Raw genomic sequence first — 23,181 nt, forward strand, 5'->3', positions numbered from 1 at the left:
AAGAACGCACGTCACTCCTCGTTCCTCGGCGGGCGCACGATCACAGCCGCGGGCGAGATCGAGGTGCGCGACGGCATCCTGATCACGATGAGCGACCGCAGCGGGCACTACCAACCGCGTACGGAACTCAACGACTACGCACTGGATTGGCTACGCCGACAAGGCATTGCCCTCGACGAAACCTTCACCCGGCGCGACGCCCAGGACCAACCACGCGACCGGCACGGTGAACTAGATCGCCAACGGGACGCACTCGCGCACCGTCGAGTCCTGCTCGACGCCGAGATCGAGGCGGTGACCCGCAGGCAAAGCGCGAACGCCCCGTTCGAACGCAATGCGCTGCACCAGATGCGGCAACAGCTGACCCACCAGCAGTCCGACCTGGATCACTGGCGTACCGAGTTGGCCGCAGGCACGATCCGGCAGAACTATCAGCGCCAGAGCTTCGCCCATCCGGCCCCGGCCGGGCCGAACGACCGCATCGCACCGCCGAGACCACCGAGCGGACTCGACCGCACCGAATCCTCCGCGTCCGAGCGGGCCGCCTGGTGGGACGAGCACGGCCGCGAGTGGTGGGACAATCTGCACTTCCACGACCTCGCACCCGAGTACCAGGCGCGCCTGCTCGCAGACTTCCCCGGCCTGCGCAACGGCGAAGGTATCCCCGCCAGGGTGCGGGACGCATTGAACCGCAAGTATCTTCAGCTCGAAATCGCCAGGCTCACCGCACCCGACCACGTCGAGCAACTGCCGTCGGACGGCCCAGGTCAGCTCCGGAACCTCCGGGAAACCCTCACCGACCTGCATGCCGTCGACCTCGGGTCCCGGCTCGCCACCCGTCGATCCGGCATCGACACGCCTCCCGTTCACCTGCTGTCGTTCGAGCAGGACTCCAGGGGGCCACGCGTCGGTGCGATGATCGCGCTCGGCCCGACGGACACCGCGGCGACCGTGCACTGGCACGCGCCCTCGGACGCGTCAACCGCCGTCATGAGCCACGCGGTGACCGAAGTGACCCGCCGTCATATGGGAACCATCGGCACCCAACCGGGGCACGCGACGGTGATATCACTCGACCGCGACGCCTCCGACACCTCTCGCGCGCCATGGCCGTTCTCCGGCCAGCGGAACCAGAAACGCGGCGCCGACCGGTTGAGCGCGGCCATCACCGCGTTCGTGAACAGCCGCCGCTCCGGGCCGGACGCCGCGACGCGGCAGCGAGTTCACCTGTACGCGGCGAAGCCGGTGACGGAATCCGTGCTGCGGCAGGTCGATTCGTCCGTGGTCACGGTGCACGATTCCGGCGAGAGCCGCGCCGAGAACGATCCGGCCACTGCGGCGCTGGACGGAGCGCACACCGGCACCCACGCGAGCCCCGGCAACGGACAACGCCCCGCACGCGAGCCGTTCCGACCACCGGCAGCACTCCAACCACCCCGCGCGACCGCGACTCGCGCCGTCACCCTGCCCGACGGAACCACCGCCCAGATCGCCGACGGCAGCGCGCCCCCGCTGACCGACGAGCCCCGACCTTCATCCCCGGTCCCGTCCGAGGGCAACCAGGACAGCGAGCCGACCCGAGGGCCGAACAACCAGGGAGACAACGACACTCACGACACCACCGACCTAGTTCGATCCGATGACGAGTCCGACGACGATGAGTCGGGCCCATCGACCCGACCGGCGCAACCCGGTGCCGAAGCACCGGAGACGACCCCTGCCGCGGCACATCCCACCCCGGAGGAGCCGCGCGGGCCTCTACCGCCGCAGCCCCTTCTCGCACGGCCGAGCCTGCTGCCGAGCACTGACACGTCCATTCCGATCGCGACACGCGCCCTCGAAGAATTCCCGACCCTCTTGAACCGCCCGCGCACCCTGGACGTCTTGTACTCGGTACTACATCAGCGGCTGCCGGATCTCTCATTCGATGACCTGCGGGAGTTGCGGGCACAGTCCTACGAACAGAACGGGCTCCGCGTCCCGACGGTGTCGCGGGAGAACCTGGACGCCTACTTGCGGGAGGTGTGGGAACACCGAGGGTGGATCCGTAGCCGGGACAACGTTTACGCGATGTATTCCAGACCCGGCGGCGGCAACCGGGCCGAAGATCGGCAGGGGTATCGAAGGCAATTGCTGGAGATCCTCCGTCGCCGCGCGCCCGGCGCGCAGGTGGCCTTCGACGACACCGAAAGGCCGATCTCACCGGGCATGGCCCACTTCTGGCCGATAAATGACCCCTCCTACCTGTATTTCTACCGGATCGACCGATCCGAGGAAATGCGCAGCGAGGATGTCGGATTCAAGATCTACGTGAACACCTCCGGCACCGCACGACCGCGAGTATTCGGCGAGTTCGTGCACAACGTCCTCGACCGGGCCGACGAATTCCCCGGAATTCATTCGGCGAAGGTGGGCACCGCCTTCCAGTGGCGCACGGAGGGAGTCGTGATCTACGTTCGCGATCAGGACGCGGCGAATCGGGTGACCGCATGGTTCCGCGAATTCCAGAACGACCACGCCGAGATGTTCCAGTGGGATGTGCCGCGCGGCGCCGAGCCGGTGCTGTCCGGTGTCGGCTTCGGCGCGGAACCAGCGGGGGCAAGTTTCGGCGAGGCACGGGCCATGCTCGTCCATGACGCGCTCAAGGCCGACTCCAACACCACATTCGAGGAGTTCCGCGCGGATGTCCTGAATCAGTTCCGCGCCAACGGCATCGACCCCGATCAACCCCACCTGCACCTTCCCGGCCACTCCGGCCCGGCGCTGCGCACCGACGCAACAGAAGACGGGTTGGACACCACCGACGACGGACGATCGGACACCGATTCCTCCCCCGAACACCCCGATCACCCGGCCGCAGCACCAGCAGACCATTCGGACATCGACTCCGAGGACGACCCCGAGATCCGGGATCTGACACCCGAGGAGGATCACGCACTACGCGCATACTCCGACATCCGACAGATCCTGCTGGACAAGCGCTCCCCCTCAGGAATCGATGCCGACGACACCTTCCACCTGATCGAACGGATGCGCCCGCACCTGCGCGAAGACCTCACCGCCGCGGCCGAAGCACTCGGGACGACCCCCAGCAACGCCGTGGGTTGGCAACGCCGAGCCGACAATTCCGACATGAGCGTGCAAGACATCGCCAGCGAGGAGACCAGCGGCGCCGTCGAGATCGCGGCGCGCACACCGATGCCGGAGTTCCGTGCGCTGACGCCAGCGCAAACCCATGCGCTACAACAATTCGCCACGATCCGCGAGACGATACTTGCGGCCGAGCCGGACAACGCCCTGGAAGTGGCCCGGCAATTGTGGCCGGAATCGCAGGCCGCTTTCCACAGCGCGGCGGCAGCGCTTCGGGCGTCCCCCGAGCATGCCATGGACCTGCGGATCGAGGCTGGTAACCGGCAGGGCGCCGAGCCAGGTATCCGGGTAGAAGACATCAGACGCCGCCAGGTCATCGGCGCGATGCGGACAATTTCCCGCTTGGCCGAGGCCCTCTCCCCCACCGGAACAACCGTCACTTACCGGGACAGCGCCGGAGTCGAAACGGTCGCCGTCGTCCGACACGACGGCAATCTCGAGATCCGCAGCCCGCGACCCGACCCCGGCGAGCGACCGCATATCGTGGATAGGCGGGATTTCGCTGATCTGGCCGATACGCACATACTGGGCCCGTTCGAGGTCACACTGCCTGTGCCGGATTCCTGGCACCGGTACCACTCGGGAAAGAATTCTCTGTTCCCTACCTTGGCTCGAATTCTCAACATCGCGGACCCCGACACCATACGAAATACTCTCGCCGACGATCTCACCATTAAACTGGACGTCATTTCCGAATTGATCACCACCGACCATCTCGATCAGCAGTCGAACGATCCACAGAACCGGAACAGGCCGGATTTCGAGTCGTGGCTAAAGCAGCAACGAGACGATTTGCTACAACAGGAGATATCGGCACTGCGGGACGGTTCCGAGAGCACGGGCGCCCGCGTTACTGTGCTGCCACACACGGAGTTCTTGCTATATGCTGCCGCCTCGCACTACCAGCTGAATATCGTCACCCTCGGCACGGGGGGACAGCGAAACAATATTTCCCATGGCCGGAGACGACCGACCATCTTCCTGCGCAGATCGGATGACGGCGGCTACGAACTCGGCGTCTCCCATAATGGAGAGATGTTCTCGACCTCGGCGCCGAGACCCCGCCGCATCGCGTACTCGCCTGAGACGGCCATCCCGCGGGATCGGATTCCGGAGCCCAAGACCACCATGCTCGCCGGTGGACCGGAACCACTGCTCGAGGGTGCCGCACTGGACAAGAACTACATCGGCGAGTTACGTCCGATCGTTCCGAAGACCGCCATCCCGCGACCGGATTCCGTGGCGGAATTCGACACATACTTCACGGATTTCCATGTCCCCATACATTACATGGACGACGCGGAACGCGAGGATCACCGAATCTTCGTCGGGCCCGACGGCAGACTGTACAACGCCGCTGACGGGCACCTCTTCGATACCAGAAATAACCAAACGATCTTCGTCATGGACGAGTTCGGAAATCTCTACGCGGCCGAAAGAGCAGACGGTGCGGTTCAGCATTCGTCTTTCCTCCGCGGCCGTACCGTCACCGCCGCAGGCTACATCCGGGTCTACGACGGAGTTCTCGCGGCCTTCTTGGATTTCAGCGGCCACTACAAGCCCGACTCGCAGATCAACGACTATGCGCTCGCCTACCTCAGAACCGAAGGCCTCCGTGCTTCCGATAATCTCCGGCGGTATTACTACGAGCCGGAGGGCCAATGGAAGACACTCCCCGCAGCGCTCGAGTCAGAGATACAGCAGGCCGCGTTCGAACGCGCACAGCGTATTCGCGAGCACGGCCCGACACCTACGCGGCCCTTCAAGATATTCCGGCCCGATGCGAATATAAGCCATTTCACCTGGGATCGTTTCCCGACCGGAACCACCATCAGTTTTCAGAACCACGAATACGCCACCACTGCCGATGTCACCAGTAATCAGACCTTCGACGTCATCGATCGTGAACTCGGCGGGGCACAGCGCACGGAACGCTTCGAAGCCGACACCGATGCGCTGCGGCAGATGGTCTCGAGTCGCGAAGTAACCACGATCAAGATCGAACAATCCCTCCCGCCACGCGGCCCCCGAGCCGACACCGAGATCAGGAACCCAGCCCCCGAGGAGGCCGATCGGCTGCGACCGCCCGCCGGGCTCGGCGACCCCGACACGTCGGACTCCTGGTGGGATAATGCCGGTAAGGCCTGGTGGGACACACTGGGTTTCGATCGTCTGCCGGGTGCCCAACAGCTTCGTCTGCTGACCGAATTCCCCGCGCTGCACGACGTTGTCCCGGTCGGGATCAGATGGGTCCTCAACGCAAAACACCTCGAACTCGAGCTGGACCGGCTCGAAACGCTCGCCGACGACAGCGGCGAACTCGCACCGCGGCTTTTGCGGCAGCTACACGAGCTGGATTCCCCCTACACCTATCCGGGCACCGGCCGAACCTGGTGGGAAAACCTGCATTTCGACGACTGGTCGAACGACGAACAACTCGGGCTTCTCGACAGGTTCCCCGCTCTGCGCAACAGCGATGCCATCCCTGCCCCGATCCGGGGCGCCCTCAACGCCCGCTACCTCTTGCTGCGCAGGTACTGGTATGTGGAGCACGAAGACGACGAGGAGTTCGAGGAGAGCGGGTTCCCCCCGGATCTGGTGGAACGACGGCAAAACATGAACATCCCCAGAACTCACCTACGTACTGCGGTCAGGAACACCGAGGTGGCCGACGATCGTTCCGGCGCCACATCGCCTGTCCACCTGTTGTCCTTCGTCCACGACGTCTCGGCCCGGCGCGGGCGCATCGCCATCGGTTTCGGGCCCGTCGACACCGCGCCCACAATCCACTGGCACGCGTACTCCGCCACCGCTCCCACCTCGATGTACGACATGCCAGGCCGCATCGCCGGATTGCACGCCGAAACCGCCCGCACGAACTCGAGCGACGCGAGTGTGTTCTGGATCGACTACGGCGCCGAGGAATCCGACGATTCCGCCGACCACCTCGGTACAGCGGTCGCCGAATTCACCACCCACCATCCCGAAGCACAGCGGATTCACCTGTACGCGCCCGCGGCGATCACCACCTCCCTGCCGCACACCGGTTCTGCCACGGTGACAGTGCATCCCTCGGTCCCGGACACCCCGGCCACCGCGTTGCCCTTCGACGATGTGCGCGTGTTCACCAGTGACCGGGACGGGGCCGACTTCGGCCACAGCATGCTGCGCACCTGGCCCCAGCAGCGCCCCGAAATCCGCACCGCGTTGACGACCTACCAGCAATCGTCTGCCTTCACCAACCAGATGATGCGCGGCGCGGGCGAGGAAATCTTCGACCGAGTCCATCGGCATTCCGAGACCGCGGACCTCTTGAAGGAAGCAGGCATACCGCTCGATTTCAGCATGCTGGTCGAACGGGCCGAAGAGCTGCGAGCGCGCGCGACTTCCCTGGACGACTCGGAAACCCGAATACTGAACGCGCTGAACGACATTCTGCGGCACCCCCACCCTGAGGCGCACTGGGAACAGATCCGTAGCGATCGGAGAATCTCCCTACGGTTCGAAAGAGCATTCCAGAGTAATTTCGGTATCCCGCCGACATCGGAGAACGTTCGCCGATATCTCGAACTGCTCGAAGAGGGCACCGGACAGACTCTGCCCACGACCGAACCGTTCCTCGTCATCCGCACGATCGGCGAGGCCACCTTCATGGCCATCGACCAGTACGGCACCCCGTTCGGCGCACACGAAGACCTCAACCTTCTTCTCGGTGTCCGCCAGCAGGACACCGGCCCCCTGTCCACCTCGCTGACCACCGAGTTGGTCGCGACCAGCACCGCACCGAAATTCCGTCTCGAACTCGTGGTGCCGCCGGGAATGCGCGGCGTCTATCTCGGTCGCGACGGCCGCGACCAGAACGCACACGAGAACGAACTCCTGTTCGCGAGCAACACCCCTTACCGAATCACCGGAATCGGAAAAGATCCCTTCCACCCCGCTTTCACCGTCCTGCGCGGACACTTCGAGCCACCGACCGAGCTCGGCACCGAATCAACGACCGCGCCGAGCACCGAACCCGCGGCATTCACCTCCGAGACCACGCCCGCCCACCCATACGCGCGGACCTTGAGCACAATGCTCAGCGGCGACGACCCGATCGATTTCGCCCGAGTGCTCACTGTCCTGAACCACACCGGCACCTCGCGGGGCACAACCTCGCTCGACGACGCGTTCGCCTCCGCGCACGGCGGCCCCCTGAAAGACGTTGTCCGGGAAGCGGTTGAGCAGGGGCGGCTATCCGAAGCCCAGCAACGCCGAATGGCAAGGCTGATGGGCTGGCAACCGAAGCACGACCTGCCCGCCGGGGTGACACCGCCGCGCACGGCCGCGCGACCCGGCCAGTCGCCCGCGGAATTGCCACCGGTGCGCGAGTACGTGAATTCGCTGCTGTCAGTGCGCGATATCGACAGCACACTGGCCTTCGTCGAGCAGCTGCACCGCAATCCGCGCCAACTGTGGGCGGTCCAGGACGCCTATCGGAACCAGACCAACGGCCGCGACCTGGCCAAGGATCTGCGCGATCATCTGCCGGACGACAAGGATTACCTCGACCACGTCTTCGCCGAAACCGCGCGGCAGCACTCGACCTTCGGTCAGGACGACGAGCAGGTGCCGGTCGAGTGGGACATCGCGAAGGCATGGTTCGAGCACCTCGAGACCATGAGCTTCCAGCACTGGTCCGGCGACCACCCGATGCCGCACGGCTACCTGGACAGCGGCTGCGTGCAGTTGGCGCATCACGTTGCGCTGGAATTGATTTCGCTCGGCACCCAGCCGCGCAAGATCCTCGTCAACGGCGAGGATCTGCGGGTGAGCCAGACCCTGCCCGATGGCTCGACCAAGTCGCTGAACTGGATGCATCACGTCGCGAACCTGGTGTATACGCGCGACCGCGACGGGAACGCCGAGTGGATGGTCTGGGATCCCGCGCTCGCCCGCGAACCGGTGAGCACGCGCGACTGGCTCGCGACAATTCACCTCGATCCCGACCAGGCAGCACATGTCGAGGGACCGACCGAGCAGGTCATCGATGCCCTGGCCGCACGCCGCTACGCCGACGACGACGCCGACCGCACCTGGATGCGCTGGACGAAGGAGGGATACCTGCGCGATCAGATCGTGGTCGTCACCGACGTTCACGCGATGGCCCTCGCGCCGGGACGGCTGCTACCACCGCTCGCCGATGGCGAGGTACACCGCCCCGAAACGCTGCGCGAACTCGACCGCACATTGGCCGACGCCGATACCGACAAACAACTGTTGCGAAGCCTCGACACGATGGCACGCCGCAACCTCGGCGGACAGGTCGGCGACGCGGTCGAGGACTATCTGAAAACCCGAGAGGCCGAGGGCATCGGACCGGCCGAGGACGACATTGTCGGCATCATCGATTCTCGGCTGCGGGGCAACCCGGCACGAGTCGGCCTGCTCGACGACAACCCCGCACTCGCAAGACTCCTGCGCACGCACCTGCCGACCCGGTTCCACAGCTTCCTCGCGGGAAACCTGGACACCGACTCCGATCACGAATACGCCGCGCAGGTCGCCACGGCCTTGCAGGGCGCCGATCCGGTCGATTTCGTCGAGCTACTGAACACGCTGCGGCACGCGACGGTGCAGCGCGATACCGCCTTTTTGGAAGCCGCCTACCGGATCGCCGAGACGACACCGCTGGCGGCGGCGGTGCGACAGGCCAATGAGACGGGCCGATTGTCCGACGCGCAGGCGGCCCACATCGCGGATCTGATGGGCTGGAAACCCGAGACGATTCCCGCGTCCACGCCACCAGCCCCGACAGCCGAACATCGGGAGAACGCACCCGAGGTGCGCGTGTACGCCGAGGCGGTGCGTGACCGGATCGACTCGGGACAGCCGCGCACCGCGCTCGCACTGATGACGCGATTGGACCGGGACCCACGAACATTGGGTCGGGTCCAGGCCGCGTACCGGGCCGGAGCCGATGGCCGCGAGCTGCGTGTCGACCTGCGCACCGCCCTCCCCGACGAGCACGACTACATCGACCACGTCTTGGCCGTGCCACCGACCACGACCGGGGAACCGGACAACGCCCCGACTCCGGTCCTGGAGGACACTGCGACGGACTGGATCAAAGCCCTCGCCGCCCTGCCCTTCACGACCGACGTCGGCTCCGCCGAACGCGCCCATCTGACGGCATCGGCCCTCATCCGCATGGGCACCTACCCCCGCAAACTCGTCATCACCGCCGAGGGTATGCGGGCACCCACCACGCCACCGGACATCCTGGGCCGCAACACGGCCGACCAGCAGTACCTGCCGGTCGACGAGTACGTCACCAACCTGGTGTACACCGTCGAGGGCGAGGTAGCCGCCTGGCAGATCTTCGACCCCGCCGCGAGTAAAACACCGATGCTGATCCAGGAGCTCTTGGCCCTCATCGGCGCTCCCGCCAACGCCCGATTACTCGAATTCACCGGTCAGGAAACCCTCGACGAACTCAACCGGGAATTACGGCGCTGAGTGTGTCGGTCTGCGACGCTGACCCGTCTGTATGTCGCGCGGCGACGAGAGCCCGATAGGCGAACGGCCACCCATGCGCAGCGCGCAGGTCACGGCGCAGCGCTGCGCACAGCGGAAGCGGTCGCGTGGACTCCCGGCCGCCCGAATCGCGTCGACCTCCTCGCGCTCGGTGGCGCCGAGCCGCAGCACCATTCGATGACCCGCATGACGAGGGGCCGCCCCGGTTGTTCTACAGCGGCGGCAGGTCGGCGATCTGTACCATTTCGGTGCCGAGGCTGCGGGAAATCAAGGTGCCGCGTCCCGGTGGAAGCTTGCTCGGACGGACATCGCCGATGATCTTGCCCTCGTCGCGAGGACCGCTCATGATCAGCGCGCCGACCGACATGTTCTTCATGCCGCCGAGCACCGGGTCGAACAGCGCGCGCGAGACACCGCCGGTGCGACGGGTGACGATCAGGTGCAGGCCGATATCGCGGGCCTGGGGCAGATATTCCATCAGCGGCGTGAGCGGGTTGAGGCTGCCCTGCACCACCATGTCGTAATCGTCGACAAGGATGTAGATCTCCGGCCCGCTCCACCAGCTTCGTTCGCGCAGCTGCTGCGGGGTGATATCGGAGCCGGGAATCCGCTCGGCCAGGAACTCGCTGATGTCCTTGATCATCGCTCCGCAGGTCTGCGAGGACGTGGAGTACCCGGCCAGTTGCTCACCCTCCACGACACCGAGCATGGTGCGCCGATAGTCGATCATGGTGATGCGCGCCTGTTCCGGGGTGGCGTTCTCGATGATGCCCATGGCGATATTGCGCAGCAGCGTGGTCTTGCCGCTTTCGACGTCGGCGAAGGCCATCAGGTGCGGATCGGCGCCGAAGTCCAGGACGAGCGGTTCCAAGGCGTTCTCGCCGAGGCCGACGGCGACCCGGGTCGGGCTCACCTCGATGCCCCGTTCGGCGACCTGCTCCAGCAGATATTCGCGGCTGAACCGCAGCGGAAGCATGCGCACCTCGGGTGCCTTGCGCTTGCCCCACAGCTGCTCCATGGCCTGCCGCGATACCGCGACGCCCTCGGACATGCTGCCGGGATCGGTCTGCGAGTCCAAGCGCGGCAACGCGATCAGCAGATGCAGTTCGTCGGGTGTCAGACCGCGACCGGGACGGCCGACCGGCACGAGTGCCGCCGAACGGCGCCCCATTTCCGAATCCGTCGGATCACCGAGGCGCAACTCCAGCCTGGTACCGATCTGATCCTTGACCACCGCGCGAATCTCGGCCCAGCGGGAGGCGCCGAGGATCAGGTGGATGCCGAAAGAAAGGCCCTGTCCCGCGATCGCATGGATCTGTGGCTCGAGCGTGTCGAACTCTTCGCGGATCTTCGACCAACCGTCGATGACGAGGAACACATCGCCGAACTTGTCCTCGGCCAGCGGATTATCCGGCGCCATGGTCCCGTCGGTACGGATCTGGGAGAACTTGCGGCGGCGGAACTCGGCCATGGATTCGATGCCGAGCTCGCTGAAGCGCTCCTCGCGCGTGCGCATCAGGGTGGTCAGTTCGGCAATGGTGCGCCGAACCCTGTCCACGTCCAGACGCCCCGACACCGAACCGACGTGCGGCAAGCCGACCAGACCCGTCATACTGCCGCCGCCGAAGTCGAGGCAGTAGAACTGGGCTTGCTCGGGGGTGTGGGTGGCGGCCGTCGCCATGATGATGGTGCGCAGCGCGGTCGACTTGCCCGATTGCGGGCCACCGACCACCGCGACATGGCCTTTGGCACCGGCCAATTGGATGGTCAGCACGTCGCGGCGCTGCTCGTAGGGCTTGTCGATGATGCCGATCGGCATCCAAAGCTGGCCCTGCCGGTTGGCGGGCGAACGCCAGTCGGGATCGGGCAGCAGCATATCCACCGAGGGCGATTCCTCCAGCGGCGGCAGCCACACCTCGTGCGCGGGGCGGCCGTGTCCGGTCAACCTGCGCACCACCACGGTGAGCAGCGAATCGGGAACACCTTCTTCGGCGAGGTCCTCGGCCGACGGCGGGTCGGGCAGCGCAAGCGGATCGAAATCGGGCCCGTCGTCGTCGTCCTCTGACGGCTCAGGGATCTCCACATGCGCTGCGGTGAACATCGTCGGCCTGCCGCCGACAATGCGGCCACCCGGTCCGACGACAGGACCGGTGGAGACAGGCGCGACATAGGGCCCCGAGACGTAGGTCGCGTTGAACCGCAACGGATCCGCGGCGTCGGTCTTCAGATAGCCCGAACCCGGCACGCTGGGCAGGTGGTAGGCATCGGTGATGCCGAGCACCGCGCGTGATTCGTTGGAGGAGAAGGTACGCAGGCCGATCCGGTAGGACAGGTGCGAGTCCAGGCCGCGCAGCTTGTTCTCCTCCAGTCGCTGCGAGGCGAGCAGTAGATGCACGTGCAGCGAGCGGCCGAGGCGACCGATCATGACGAACAGATCCGCGAAATCCGGCTTCTGCGAGAGCAGTTCGGAGAATTCGTCGACCACCACGAACAGCGCGGGCAGCGGATCGAGCGGTGTGCCGGCGGCGCGGGCCTTTTCGTAGTCGGTGACGTTGGCGAAGTTGCCCGACGAGCGCAGCAACTCCTGGCGACGGTTCATCTCACCGGCGAGCGCGTCCTTCATGCGGTCGACCATGGAGAGCTCGGCCTCCAGGTTGGTGATGACCGCCGCGACGTGCGGCAGCGGATCGAGGCCGAGAAATGTCGCGCCACCCTTGAAGTCGACCAGGATCAGGTTCAGCGCGTCGGGCGAATGCGAGGCCACCATCGACAGCACCAGCGTGCGCAAGAATTCCGACTTACCCGAACCGGTTGCGCCGATGCACAATCCGTGCGGGCCCATGCCGTTCTCCGCGGATTCCTTGATATCGAGTTCGACCGTTGTGCCGTCAGGAGTGATGCCGATCGGCACCCGCAGCCGCTCGCGTGGGGTACGTGGACGCCAGACCCTGGCCGGTTCGATCTGCGCGGCGTCGGGAATACGCAGCAACGACATCAATCCCGGATCGGTTTGGGTGTCGTCACCCAGGCTGACGATCTGCGCCGCGGTCGCGATCCGGTACCTGGCCAGCGCCCGTGCGAACACCTCGGCCTGCACGGTGTTGACCTCGTCGACGGTGGCGAACCGCTCGACCCCGGCGACGCTGCGCGCACTCACCGCGCCGCCGCCGACCACCAGTTGCAGGCCTCGCCGCGCGGCGAGGCCGTTCTCGGGCGCGGTGAGGTCGAGCACCGTCACCGAATCGAGGCCGGACTCACTGATCAGGCGCTCGGTACCGTTGACGTAGCCGTCGTCGATAACCACCACCAGATGTGTACGGCCCTGTGTCGGTTGCGGATTGCGCATGAACCGGCCGCGCTCCATCAGCTCCTCCGACAGCGCGGTCTCCAGCTCGCCGAGTGAGCCGTACATCATGCGCGCCGAGCCGAGACCATCACGCTGCGTCGGATGTTGCAGGTGCGGTAGCCATTTGGCCCATGCCCACGCTTCGCTGTCGGAGTCCGCGCACACGATGGCCACCCCGACATGGTCCGGCCCGTGAAATGCGGTGAACTCCATGAGCATCGCGCGCACCAGCATTCGGGAATCCGCTTCGGGCCCCTCGATATTGATGGCCGGGAAGGCCCGCAGCGACGCGGCGGTCGGCAGCTGATGTACCACCGAATGGGTGCGAACGAACCGTCGCAGCGCGACCGTCGACACGGGCTCCAGATCCTCCAGCGGGCCGGTCTCCGGGCGCGCGAGCTTGGTCGCCAGTCGATGGCTGCCGACGCCGACTCGCACGTGCCCGAAGTCGGGGTCGTTGGGGCGCCGTTCCCACATGCGGCGGGTGCCGACCAACGACTTCAGATCGACGGGTTCGGGATGGCTCCAGGCCAGCGATTCCAGCTGCCGCAGGCCGGTGCGCCGAACATCCTTACGGATCTGATCCAGATAACGAAAATAGTCCTTGCGCTCCTCGTTGAGCTCACCCGCTGACTTGCTTCCTCCGCCGCGACCGAAGCCCATCATCATGCCCACCATCGACATGAGCATCATCATCGGGAACATCATCATCATCGGATTGCTGAGCAGCGACCTGCCCATCATCACGAACATCGCGAGCATGCCGACGACGGCGACGACCATCACCACCGGCATCAGCTTGGCGATCAGCGGTCCAGGCACCGCGCGGGTGACCTCCGGCGGTGCGCTCAGCGTCACCTCACCACCCGGCGCGCGCGGCGGGGCGATGCGTGGGCGGCGCACAAAACCTAGGGTAATCATGGACCTACAGCTCGCTCTCGAAGAAATCCTCGGCACGCCTGCGGCGCAGCGGAATCGACAGCGCCACACCGATTCCCAGCAGCGACAGGCAGGTGATCGAACCGATCACCGCGTACCGGCGCGGCCGAGGATCCGGCGGCGGCGCCAGATACGGCTCCGGGATGGCATGGGCCTGATCGGTGCCGACCCCGGATGGACGGTCGGACAGCTCGGCGGTGAGCGCCGCCACTGGATCGATCATTCCGTGGCCGACGGAATCGTCGCGTCCCGTGCCAGGAGCGTGCGCGGTGCGCTCGATGCGGTCGATGACCTGCCCCGCCGTCAGCTCGGGAAACCGCGACCGCACCAGCGCGGCAAGCCCGGCCACGTACGGCGCGGCGAAGCTGGTGCCCTCTATGCTCCTTATCCCGTCTTGGCCCGCCACGCTGTCGACCAGTCCGGTCCCTCCCGGCTTGCTGTCCAACGAGACGATCTGACGGCCGATGGCCGCGACCCCGATCCACGGTCCACGGAGCGTCAGAGCCGAGACGCCTCCGGAGGCATCCACCGAACCGACCGAAAGCACGTACTTGTCGAACCACGCCGGACTCGGAATCGTCTGCACCCCATCCCATCCGGAGCCATCGTTCTGCGCATTACACGGCCCATCGGTCTGTAGATTGCCCGCGGCGGCGACCACGACGACATTGTGATCGAAGGCGTACCGCACCGCGGCGCCGAGGGCCCCGTCGGCGGGGTCGGTCCCGGCCTGACTACAGGCCACCTCGGAGATGTTGATCACCGTCGCGCCGAGATCGGTGGCTCGCACCACCGCGGCGGAGAGGGTGAGCACATTGCCGTAACCGGTATCGGAGATGGTGCCCGTCTGTCCGGTGGCGTGACTCTTGGCCTGGAAGGCCAGGCTCAGCTGGCGGATCGAGAGCACATCGGCTTCCGGTGCGACACCGACGAATCCGTCGTCCGCGCTCGGCCGTGCGGCGATGATGCCGGCGACGATGGTGCCGTGCCCGTCACAATCGCTCAGGCCGTCGCCGCCCTCGACGACATAGTCACCGGCCGGTTGCAGTGACGGCAGCCGAGGATGCGGGTTCACCCCGGTGTCGATGACGGCGACCTTCTGTCCTGCCCCTCGGGAGAACTGCCAGGCCGCGGCCAGGTCGAGCACCCGCTGTGCGGGCGGAGCATCCTGCGGCACCTGGCCGCTGAGCGTCGGTTCGGCGCATACCGTCTTCTGCTCGGTCGGCTCGAGGGGCGCCGGATTGCCGCTGAGCCCCAAGGCGGGGGCAAGGGCGCCGGGGTCCGCGTCCGGCGGAACGACCGCGGCAGCAGATCCGGGAACTGCGATTACCATCGCACCGAAAATCGTTGCCGCGCATACGGACCACAGCCGAGTCGCGCGATGGCGATGGTGACTACCTCTGTCCGCAGCCGCGGCAGTCATATTCCACGGGCTGCTCGCGCCGGTCATATGTTGCGGGCCATCCCGTACACACCCATGAGCCACGCCACCAGCGGCAGCACCGCGATGATCAACGCGTATTCGAACAGCTCGGTCATCCGGCGCATCACGGGGGTGATCTCGATATGCGGACCGATGACGCCGAAGACGACGGTCGCGGCGACGAAGATGAGCAGCGCCCCGGTGACGATCAGCACGGCATCCGAATTACCAAGCGCCACACCGGCCGCGGTGGCGGTGAAGGTCACGGCGCCACCGGCGATCAGCGCTCCGGCTTGCGCCAGATCAGCGAATGCCCGCCCGCGCAGGGCGAGAATGACCGCCGCGACACCGGCCAACGCGATGCCCTGCCAGCGGGCGGCGCCGAGCGGGTCGGCGGCCACGACCGCGCCGAAGACCGCGGCAATGGTGCACCCGGCCATGACGCCGGTCTGGTAGTCGTTGGCCGCCCGCGCGCGTCGGCCGAGGCCAACGGCCGAAGGCAGCGCCGTCGCACCGATCGCGCCGATGCCCTCGATGGTGGGGCGCGGCGCGTGATCGGCGGGATCGATGGCCGCGCCGGCCGTCGGCACCGTCGGTACCGGCAGCCGGGCGAGCACCGCCGAGAGCCTCGGTACTGCGGAAATCACGATCAGCGCGCCGACAAGCACGCCCGCCGCGACCTTCGGCAGCGCGGGATCCCAGATCAGGTCCACCGCCGCCGCGATAACGCCGAAGACCGAGACGGTAATGGCCAGCGAGAACAGAATCGCCGCGACACCGGTGCCGCGATAGCCGACCGCCGCCACGATGAGGGTCACCGAAAAGCCGAGCAGCACATGCGGACTGCCCAGCGGGCCCGGTACGAACAGCGCACCGGCGCTGAACATCAACACGAGGCTGCCGAGCGACAACCAGGTGGCCGCGAGCACCTCGCCGTAGCGGCGCACCGCGACCACCGCCGACACCATTGCCGCGACACCGGCGCCGAGCGCGAGGAACGGCTCGGCGAGCGGATCGCCATGGGATCGACTCGCGGCCAACAGCAGCATCGCGGTCACCGCCGTGAGTACCGAGGCCACCAAGCCGGTCCACTGCGCGGCCTTCGGCGACCAGCCACGAAACGAATCGGCGGTGAGTCGAGACACCGCGTCGATCACGTCGTCGAAGAGCGCGGGGATTTCCTTGGCCGAGACCGACCGGAGCACGAGCAGTTCACCGTCGAACACCTCGGCCTCGGTGAGGGTCCTGCTCGTCGGTATCGGTCCGCGCCCGAGTTTCGCCAGCGTCCAATGCTCGGCCTGCGGTGATCCGCCGCCGTCCTCTTCAGTCTCGGTGGGGTCGGGATTGCGCGATTCGATGAGCTCGACCAGCTCGTCGATGAAGGTGCCCACCGGGATCGCGGAGGGTAATCCCACATCGATCTGGGTGTTTCCACCGATCACCGATACTCGACACAGTTCGGGTTCCGCGGCCGTCCGGCCGCCGTGCGATGGTGCGGTCATCAGACAGTCAACCCCGGATCAACAGTGTGGAACGGTGCTCCCGTGACGAACTATGTGCTGGCAGAACCACTCTCACTCCATCAAATTGCGATTACGTTGCAACCATTCGGCAGCGAACCCTAATGTATATGACAGGCGGACGTGGCGCGATCTGTAAGCTGGTCAGGAGACATACGGAATGAACCGGGACAAAAGACAATTCGGGGTTCGACTACAATGACCGGCAACCGCCAAGCACAACGCGCCTTCAATGCCGGAGTCCTGTCGTTGGGTCTGACCATCGACGGGCAAGAGGCCACGCGCGATCCTGAATACGCCAAATTGGCTTTCCAGCGCGCCACGGAATGGGATCCGACGATGTGCGATGCCTGGCTGGGCCTCGCCGCGGCCGGTGAGACGACCCGCGAAGTATTGTTCAATTTGTTCAAGACAAGTAGCTCTATGCTCGGTCACGAACAACGCCGACTCGGACTGCGGCCGAGGGAATTGGCCGGTCGGTTCGTCACCGGTCTCTACATCGACTATCCGCTGTCGAGCTATTCCGAGATCTCGTGCGCCCAAGCAGGACAGCTGATCGCCGACAAGGATTTCGACGAGGCCGAGCGGATACTCGACGAGCTCGCCGAGTACCAGCGCGCTCAGCCGCCGTCACCGGAGGCCGGGGCCGACAAACGGATCGCCGACTACATGCACGGCGTACTGCATTACGCCACCCAACGGTGGCCCGATGTGATGACCGTGCTGTCGCGCTCCGCCGAGTGGGACGATCCGTATATGGCCACCGGCGCGCACGTGATGGTCGGTTCGGCCTGCGCCCAGCTCGGCCTGTTCGGTGAGGGTATCCGTCGCATGGAACTGGCCGAGCAGGGCCCGATTCCCGCGGCACGCACCACCGCGATGTTCTGCCGCGGTCTGTGCCTGCGCGAGAGCGGCGCCGGAGACAAGGCACAGGACCTGTTCGAGAAGGTGTACTCCCAGACACCCGATTTCACCGCGAACGCCCAGGCGATGCACGACAGGAACTACCGGATCACCATCACCTCGAAGGAGACCATCGAGGCGCGCACCGACCGATGGGATCCCGATTCGGCGCCCTCGATGCAGCAGCAGGAGCAGGCCGATTCCGCGGACAGGGCGAAGCGAGTGCTCGCCGAAGCGCGCAAGGAACTCGACAGGCAGATCGGCCTCGCTTCGGTGAAAAACCAGGTGGCCAAGCTGCAATCGTCGGCACAGCTGGCCAAGATCCGCGAAGGAAAGGGCCTCTCGAGCGCGGCCCGAGGCAATCACCTTGCCTTCACCGGCCCGCCGGGTACGGGTAAGACCACCATCGCGCGGGTCGTCGCCAAGATCTACTGCGGTCTCGAAATCCTCAAGACCGACAAGGTCGTCGAGGCCAAGCGCATGGATCTGGTCGGTGAACATCTCGGCAGCACAGCCATCAAGACCGACAAGCTGATCGACAGCGCGATGGACGGCGTGCTGTTCATCGACGAGGCGTACACGCTGATCCAGTCCGGCTTGTCCGGCGGTGACGCTTTCGGTCGTGAGGCCGTCGATACCCTGCTCGCGCGGATGGAGAACGACCGCGACCGGCTCGTGGTGATCATCGCCGGATACGACGGTGAGATCAACCGGTTGCTTGCCGCCAACGACGGTCTCGCATCCCGCTTCGCCAAACGCCTCCAGTTCCCCTCCTACAGCGCGGAGGAACTCGGTCAGATCGGCGAGGTCATCGCCAAATCCCGAGATTCCGCCTTGTCCGACGAGGCAAAGCAACGCCTGATCCAGGCGTGTGGTCGGCTGTACGAGATGGAGAGCACCGATCAGAACGGGCAGCCGCGCCGCGGCATCGACCTGGCCGGCAACGGACGCTTCATCCGCAATATCGTCGAGTCCGCCGAGGAAGAGCGGGAATTCCGCCTCGCCAACGACGACTCGCTCGATCTGACCGAGGTGGACGACTCGGTGCTGATGCGGATCGAGGAGCAGGATATGTCGTCCGCGTTGGAGACCGTGCTCACCTCGCTCGGCTTGGGGTAAGCCCCTTAGTTGGTCGCCCCTTAGTTGGTCGCGGTGGGCACCGTGTCGTAGCTGACCAGCGCTGCCTTCCTCGACAGCGTCGGGCCGGGAATCAGCTGACTCACGATCGCCCATGGTGCCAATCGTGGTTCACCGAGACCGAGGATCTTGGCGGTGGCGAGATCCGGTATTCCGTAACGGATTCCGTTGGGCGTGACGTAGAACAGACCGTCGCGGCGCAGGCTGCCCGAATCCATGCCGGTGGTCTGCACGAACTCCCCCGACATCGGCTTCACGTACACGTTGTCGACGTGGCCGCCGACCGCGGCGGGGGTGGCCAGCTCGACAGGATGAGCGGAGTCACTCAGTGGGAGTCGGGTGCCGACAAGCAGCGATACGTCGGCCTTGTCCGCGGGATTGCTCGACTCCACCTGCTGTGTTGCCGCCCCCGCGGTCTTGTCCCAGGCCACACAGGTCACCGGATCGTCCTCGGCGGAAAGAATTTTCGGGATCTCCGACGGGAAATAGTCGATGGGCAGGGTGGTCAGCACCGGTACGCCGTCGAGCACATCCGGCGGGACGGTCTTGATCCCGCTCATCCCCTGTGAATTGGCGTTTCGGATCATCTGCGCCACGAACGGGCCGACACGCTGCACGCCATCGGCCAGCACCACATACAGATCCGATGGACCGTCACCCTCGAGGGGCTCCACCGAGATCAAGCCGCCCACCGGCACATTCGACAGTTTTCCAGGGCCCGGTTGCCCACCTCGCGCAATAGTGGGCGGCGCCAGCGGCGGAACCGGAACAGCGACATCGAGCAGGCTGGCGCTCGCGGGCCTCGCCGGATGCGAACCCAGATCCAGAGTGCGGGCGATGACCGTATCGGCGGGATCGATTTCGGCCCGCTTACCGTCGTAGAGCAGATAGGTCTTCTGGTCGCGGCGCACGAGCACCGCCTCGCCCGAGCTGGCTATTCGGGTCTGCTCGCCCAACTCCGGTGGCCCGGCGAGCACCGTCGTTGTGGTGGCGGAGGAAGCGTTTCCTGTCGCCGAGAGGGTGACGCTCTCGCAGAACGACCAATCCGAGTGGCTGCCCTGCGAAGTCCCTGGCAGCGCAGTGGGAGCACCGGGAATGCCGAGCAGCGGTCCTGGAAGGTAGGACGACAGCTTGGAATCCTCCACCGAGGTCGGCGATTCGGCGCTACCACCGATCAGTCGCGCCGAGGACAGATTCATCACAGGATGCAGGGTCTGGTCGCCTGCCTGATCCGCGACGAGAACGAACAACGCCCCGCTGCCCTTACCGACGATGATCTTCGAGTCGCCGACCGCACCCTGCGGACGGATCAGCCCCAGAATCGCGCATCCTGCCACGACGAGGATGGTGAGGATGGCGCCGATGATCAGGGACCGGGATTGCGACCGCATCGGATCGTGCAGCATGCGCACATCCCTGCGCACCATGGCATGGTCGAGTCGGCGCAGCAAGAAACGGTAGCCATTGACCTGCGCACGGGTCGTGAGCTGAGCCGGCACTGCATCTCCCTCGAACGGTAAATCTTTCGTCGAACTCGCGACCACCCCTCATGGACAGAGCTCTGTCGAAAGCCTATGCGGTTTTCGGGGTGGGACGCCACTCGCGGGCGGAACGAGTAACGTAATCCCCGAAGCCGACCGTGCACACCAATTGTGGGTCGTAGCCGCCGGTTTCGCATGTTCTCGTGAACGGATATAGGAAGACCGGTAACGATGTCCGAAGAATCGATGATGTACACGGGTCCTGAGGAGACCCCGGACTCCGGAATTCCGAACGCGAACCGCGCCGCGCGCACCCCGCTGACACTGCACGATCAGGATTTCTGGGTGTTCCGGGACCTTCCGCTGCGCCATGTCATCCCGATGCTGCTACTTGCCGGGATCGCCGCGTGGATCGCCACCGCATTTCGGGTGCCGTTCGCGGCGCTCATCGGCGTAGTGGTCGCCGTGGTGGGTCTTGTACCGATCCGCAAGCGGTATCCGCGCTCGCTGTCGGCGATCGCGGCCGGCACCATGACTTTCCGGTGGAACCGGTGGCGGCGCGATCCGAGCGCGGAGCCACCGGAGGCCTTCGATGTGCCACTGCCCGAGGGGGGCAGCTATGGCGTGCGCTGGGATGACGACCGGCTGATCACCATGCTGCGCATCGAGCCACCGCCGGACTCGATGACCCGGCTGCACCCCGGCTCACTCGGTTCGCGACAGGAACTCTTGCTCAGCGAAATCGCCAACTGCCTCGGGCAATTCGACATCACACTCGACTCGATCGACATCATCAGCAACGGTGCGCGCACCGCGAGCAACGGTGCCGTCGCCGGGATCTACGACCGGATTCTCGGCCCCCTGCCCGCAATCGCGAGCCGCACCGTGTGGCTCGTGCTTCGCCTGGATCCGCTGGCCAATGCGGAGGCCGTCGACAACCGAGGCGGCGGCGGGGCGGGTGCGCTGCGCTCGGCGGTGATCGCCACTCGCAGGGTCGCCAATCGGCTTGCCGTGCACGACATCACGGCATCGGTGTTGACAGCCGGTGAAATCAACGGCGCGGTACACCAACTCACCCATGGCATCACACCCGACCAGCTCGCCGAATCCCCGAATACGCTGGAATTTCAGGGATTACACCTGACCAGCTACGCGATCGGCCGCGACCTGATCGCCTCGCCAGGGTTCGCCGATCTGTGGGCAGCGCCGAGCCTGTCGACCACCATCACGGTGCGGCTGCGACCGCAGCAGACGCGGCCGGGACGCGACGGCGCGGGCCAGCCGACCATCGCCCTGCACGCCCTGGCGCGCTTCGACACTCTCGACGAACCCGCCGAACCACCGGTGCCCGGCCTGCGCCTCCTGCCGGGCCAGCAGTTGCGCGCGCTCCTCGACAGCCTGCCCATTGCCACTCCGCGTGGCGAATCCCACGAGGACCACCGCGGCCCGCTGGACGCGCTGGACGGGCTCTCCGTACCCACCGCGGGATGCGGTCAGCTGATCGGCGCCGATCTCACCGGCCAAGGTATCGCGGTGCCACTGATCGGTGAGGGCACACGGCATCTCGAGGTCATCGGCAAGCTCGACCTTGCCCAGCAGGTGGTGCTGCGCGCCATCGCACTCGGTGCGCACACCGTGGTACGCACCGTGCGCCCTGATGCGTGGAACACCATGGTCGCGAACGTGGCAGCACCCGGCTCGCTCTCGCTCGCTCCGCAGTCGGCGGCCGCGAGCCACCATCCGCCCGCACCCGAGGTACAGCCGGGCAGCCCCTATCCCGCGACGACGGTCGTGGTGTTCGATGGCGTCGCACCCACCGCGCTGCCCGGCGGCGCGACGATCCTGTATATCCACGACGAGAACGGCCCCGCGGACGCGTTCGATGCCGATGTCACCCTGTCCCAGGATCCTTCGCGGCCGAATACGATCACCGTCCGCACCGCGACCGATTCGGCCACGGTTCAGATGGTCACCACACCGGACGAGATCAAGTACATCGGCGAATCGCTCGCCACCCGCTGAGTTTTACCGGTACCAATAGTTCGGCCGGTCGGGCAGCTGCCCGACCGGCCGAACTCGAGTATATCTACCCGCAAGATCACATTACGTTGAAGCCATCACCGACTGCGGAATCAGCCTTGAGCGCCCGGTGCAGCGCCTCCTCGACCGAGTTTTTCAGCCGGGCCAGCACATCCAGGGTGTCGCTGAACTCCGTGCTCCAATTCTTGTACGTCACGTTGAAATTGGCGTTGGCATTGTCACCGATCAGCGCCTGACTGAACTTGTTGGCGATGCCGTCGAGGTTCTGTCCCTCCGCCGTCAGCTGTGAGCCGGCGTGTTCCAGATCATCGTGCAGGGTGGTCATGGCTGCGGGGTCGTAAAGAAGGTCACTCATGGAAATACTCCTCCAGTAACTGGGTTCGAATTATTGTGTGGCTACCGTGGTACCGGAGCGATACCGTGCGACCACGATCAGACGTTCGACGCGTCCATCGCGAGCAGCCTCGCCTTACCGTCGACGACCGCGGCCTGCATCGCGGTCAGAATCGCCTTCAGCCTTTCCGCCTCGTCGTGCCACTCGGTGGCCGACTTGATGAACGAGTCGTTCGCATCACCACGCCATCCGGCCCTGACAGTGTCGGCAGCCTCTTCAATTCTCTGGATGTGGCTGCGAACCGTGTTGATCGAGGTCTCCATATCGCCCGATACCTGATCGATTTCGGCTACGCCGAGTTGAACTTTTCCTGCCATTTTTCCAGCCTC

At 65.7% G+C, this 23,181-nt stretch carries 9 protein-coding genes (1 of these 9 only partly in view); 3 read left to right on the top strand and 6 right to left on the bottom strand.

The genetic code is table 11. The annotated features are described in order from the left end of the window. A protein-coding gene (locus ABEA50_RS23525; RefSeq protein WP_345497965.1) for an ADP-ribosyltransferase crosses the window boundary here: on the top strand, positions 1-9,651 show its end. The gene continues 38,235 nt to the left of window position 1, outside the view; the window shows 9,651 of its 47,886 coding nt (coding positions 38,236-47,886); its start codon lies beyond the left edge, outside the window; the stop codon is at positions 9,649-9,651. 229 nt (positions 9,652-9,880) lie between these two features. Here ABEA50_RS23525 and eccCa read toward each other — a convergent pair whose 3' ends face one another. From eccCa to eccD, 3 genes are all read right to left on the bottom strand, one after another. Then, complete coding sequence (eccCa, locus tag ABEA50_RS23530; protein ID WP_345497967.1) at positions 9,881-13,936, bottom strand: type VII secretion protein EccCa; 4,056 nt, start codon at positions 13,934-13,936, stop codon at positions 9,881-9,883. Between the two features lie 4 nt (positions 13,937-13,940). Continuing rightward, positions 13,941-15,287 carry a type VII secretion-associated serine protease mycosin gene (gene mycP, locus ABEA50_RS23535; protein WP_345497968.1) on the bottom strand — a complete coding sequence of 449 codons (1,347 nt, stop codon included), beginning with the start codon at positions 15,285-15,287 and terminating at the stop codon, positions 13,941-13,943. A gap of 113 nt (positions 15,288-15,400) precedes the next feature. Next, positions 15,401-16,879, bottom strand: a complete 1,479-nt coding sequence (eccD, locus tag ABEA50_RS23540) for a type VII secretion integral membrane protein EccD (RefSeq protein ID WP_345497969.1) — start codon at positions 16,877-16,879, stop codon at positions 15,401-15,403. A gap of 216 nt (positions 16,880-17,095) precedes the next feature. Between eccD and eccA the strand changes: the two genes are divergently transcribed. Beyond that, a complete protein-coding gene (eccA, locus tag ABEA50_RS23545) occupies positions 17,096-18,919 on the top strand; it encodes a type VII secretion AAA-ATPase EccA (RefSeq protein ID WP_345497970.1) in 1,824 nt (607 codons plus the stop codon). A 20-nt stretch (positions 18,920-18,939) separates the two neighbouring features. Here eccA and eccB read toward each other — a convergent pair whose 3' ends face one another. Further along, positions 18,940-20,436, bottom strand: coding sequence for a type VII secretion protein EccB (eccB, locus tag ABEA50_RS23550; RefSeq protein WP_345497971.1), 1,497 nt, complete (start codon positions 20,434-20,436; stop codon positions 18,940-18,942). 213 nt (positions 20,437-20,649) lie between these two features. On the opposite strand from eccB, the gene eccE reads away from it, so the two are divergent. Further along, the gene (gene eccE / locus ABEA50_RS23555; RefSeq protein ID WP_345497972.1) at positions 20,650-22,440 is read left to right on the top strand and encodes a type VII secretion protein EccE; all 1,791 of its coding nucleotides are present in this window, start codon (positions 20,650-20,652) and stop codon (positions 22,438-22,440) included. A 76-nt stretch (positions 22,441-22,516) separates the two neighbouring features. On the opposite strand, the gene ABEA50_RS23560 is transcribed toward eccE, so the two are convergent. Both ABEA50_RS23560 and ABEA50_RS23565 read right to left on the bottom strand, forming a co-directional pair. Then, positions 22,517-22,813: a WXG100 family type VII secretion target gene (locus tag ABEA50_RS23560; RefSeq protein ID WP_345497973.1), complete on the bottom strand. Its 297-nt coding sequence runs from the start codon at positions 22,811-22,813 to the stop codon at positions 22,517-22,519. 77 nt (positions 22,814-22,890) lie between these two features. Further along, a complete protein-coding gene (locus ABEA50_RS23565; RefSeq protein WP_345497974.1) occupies positions 22,891-23,169 on the bottom strand; it encodes a WXG100 family type VII secretion target in 279 nt (92 codons plus the stop codon). Positions 23,170-23,181 lie beyond the last annotated feature (12 nt).

The organism is Nocardia callitridis, assembly GCF_039543305.1.
GTDB lineage: Bacteria > Actinomycetota > Actinomycetes > Mycobacteriales > Mycobacteriaceae > Nocardia > Nocardia callitridis.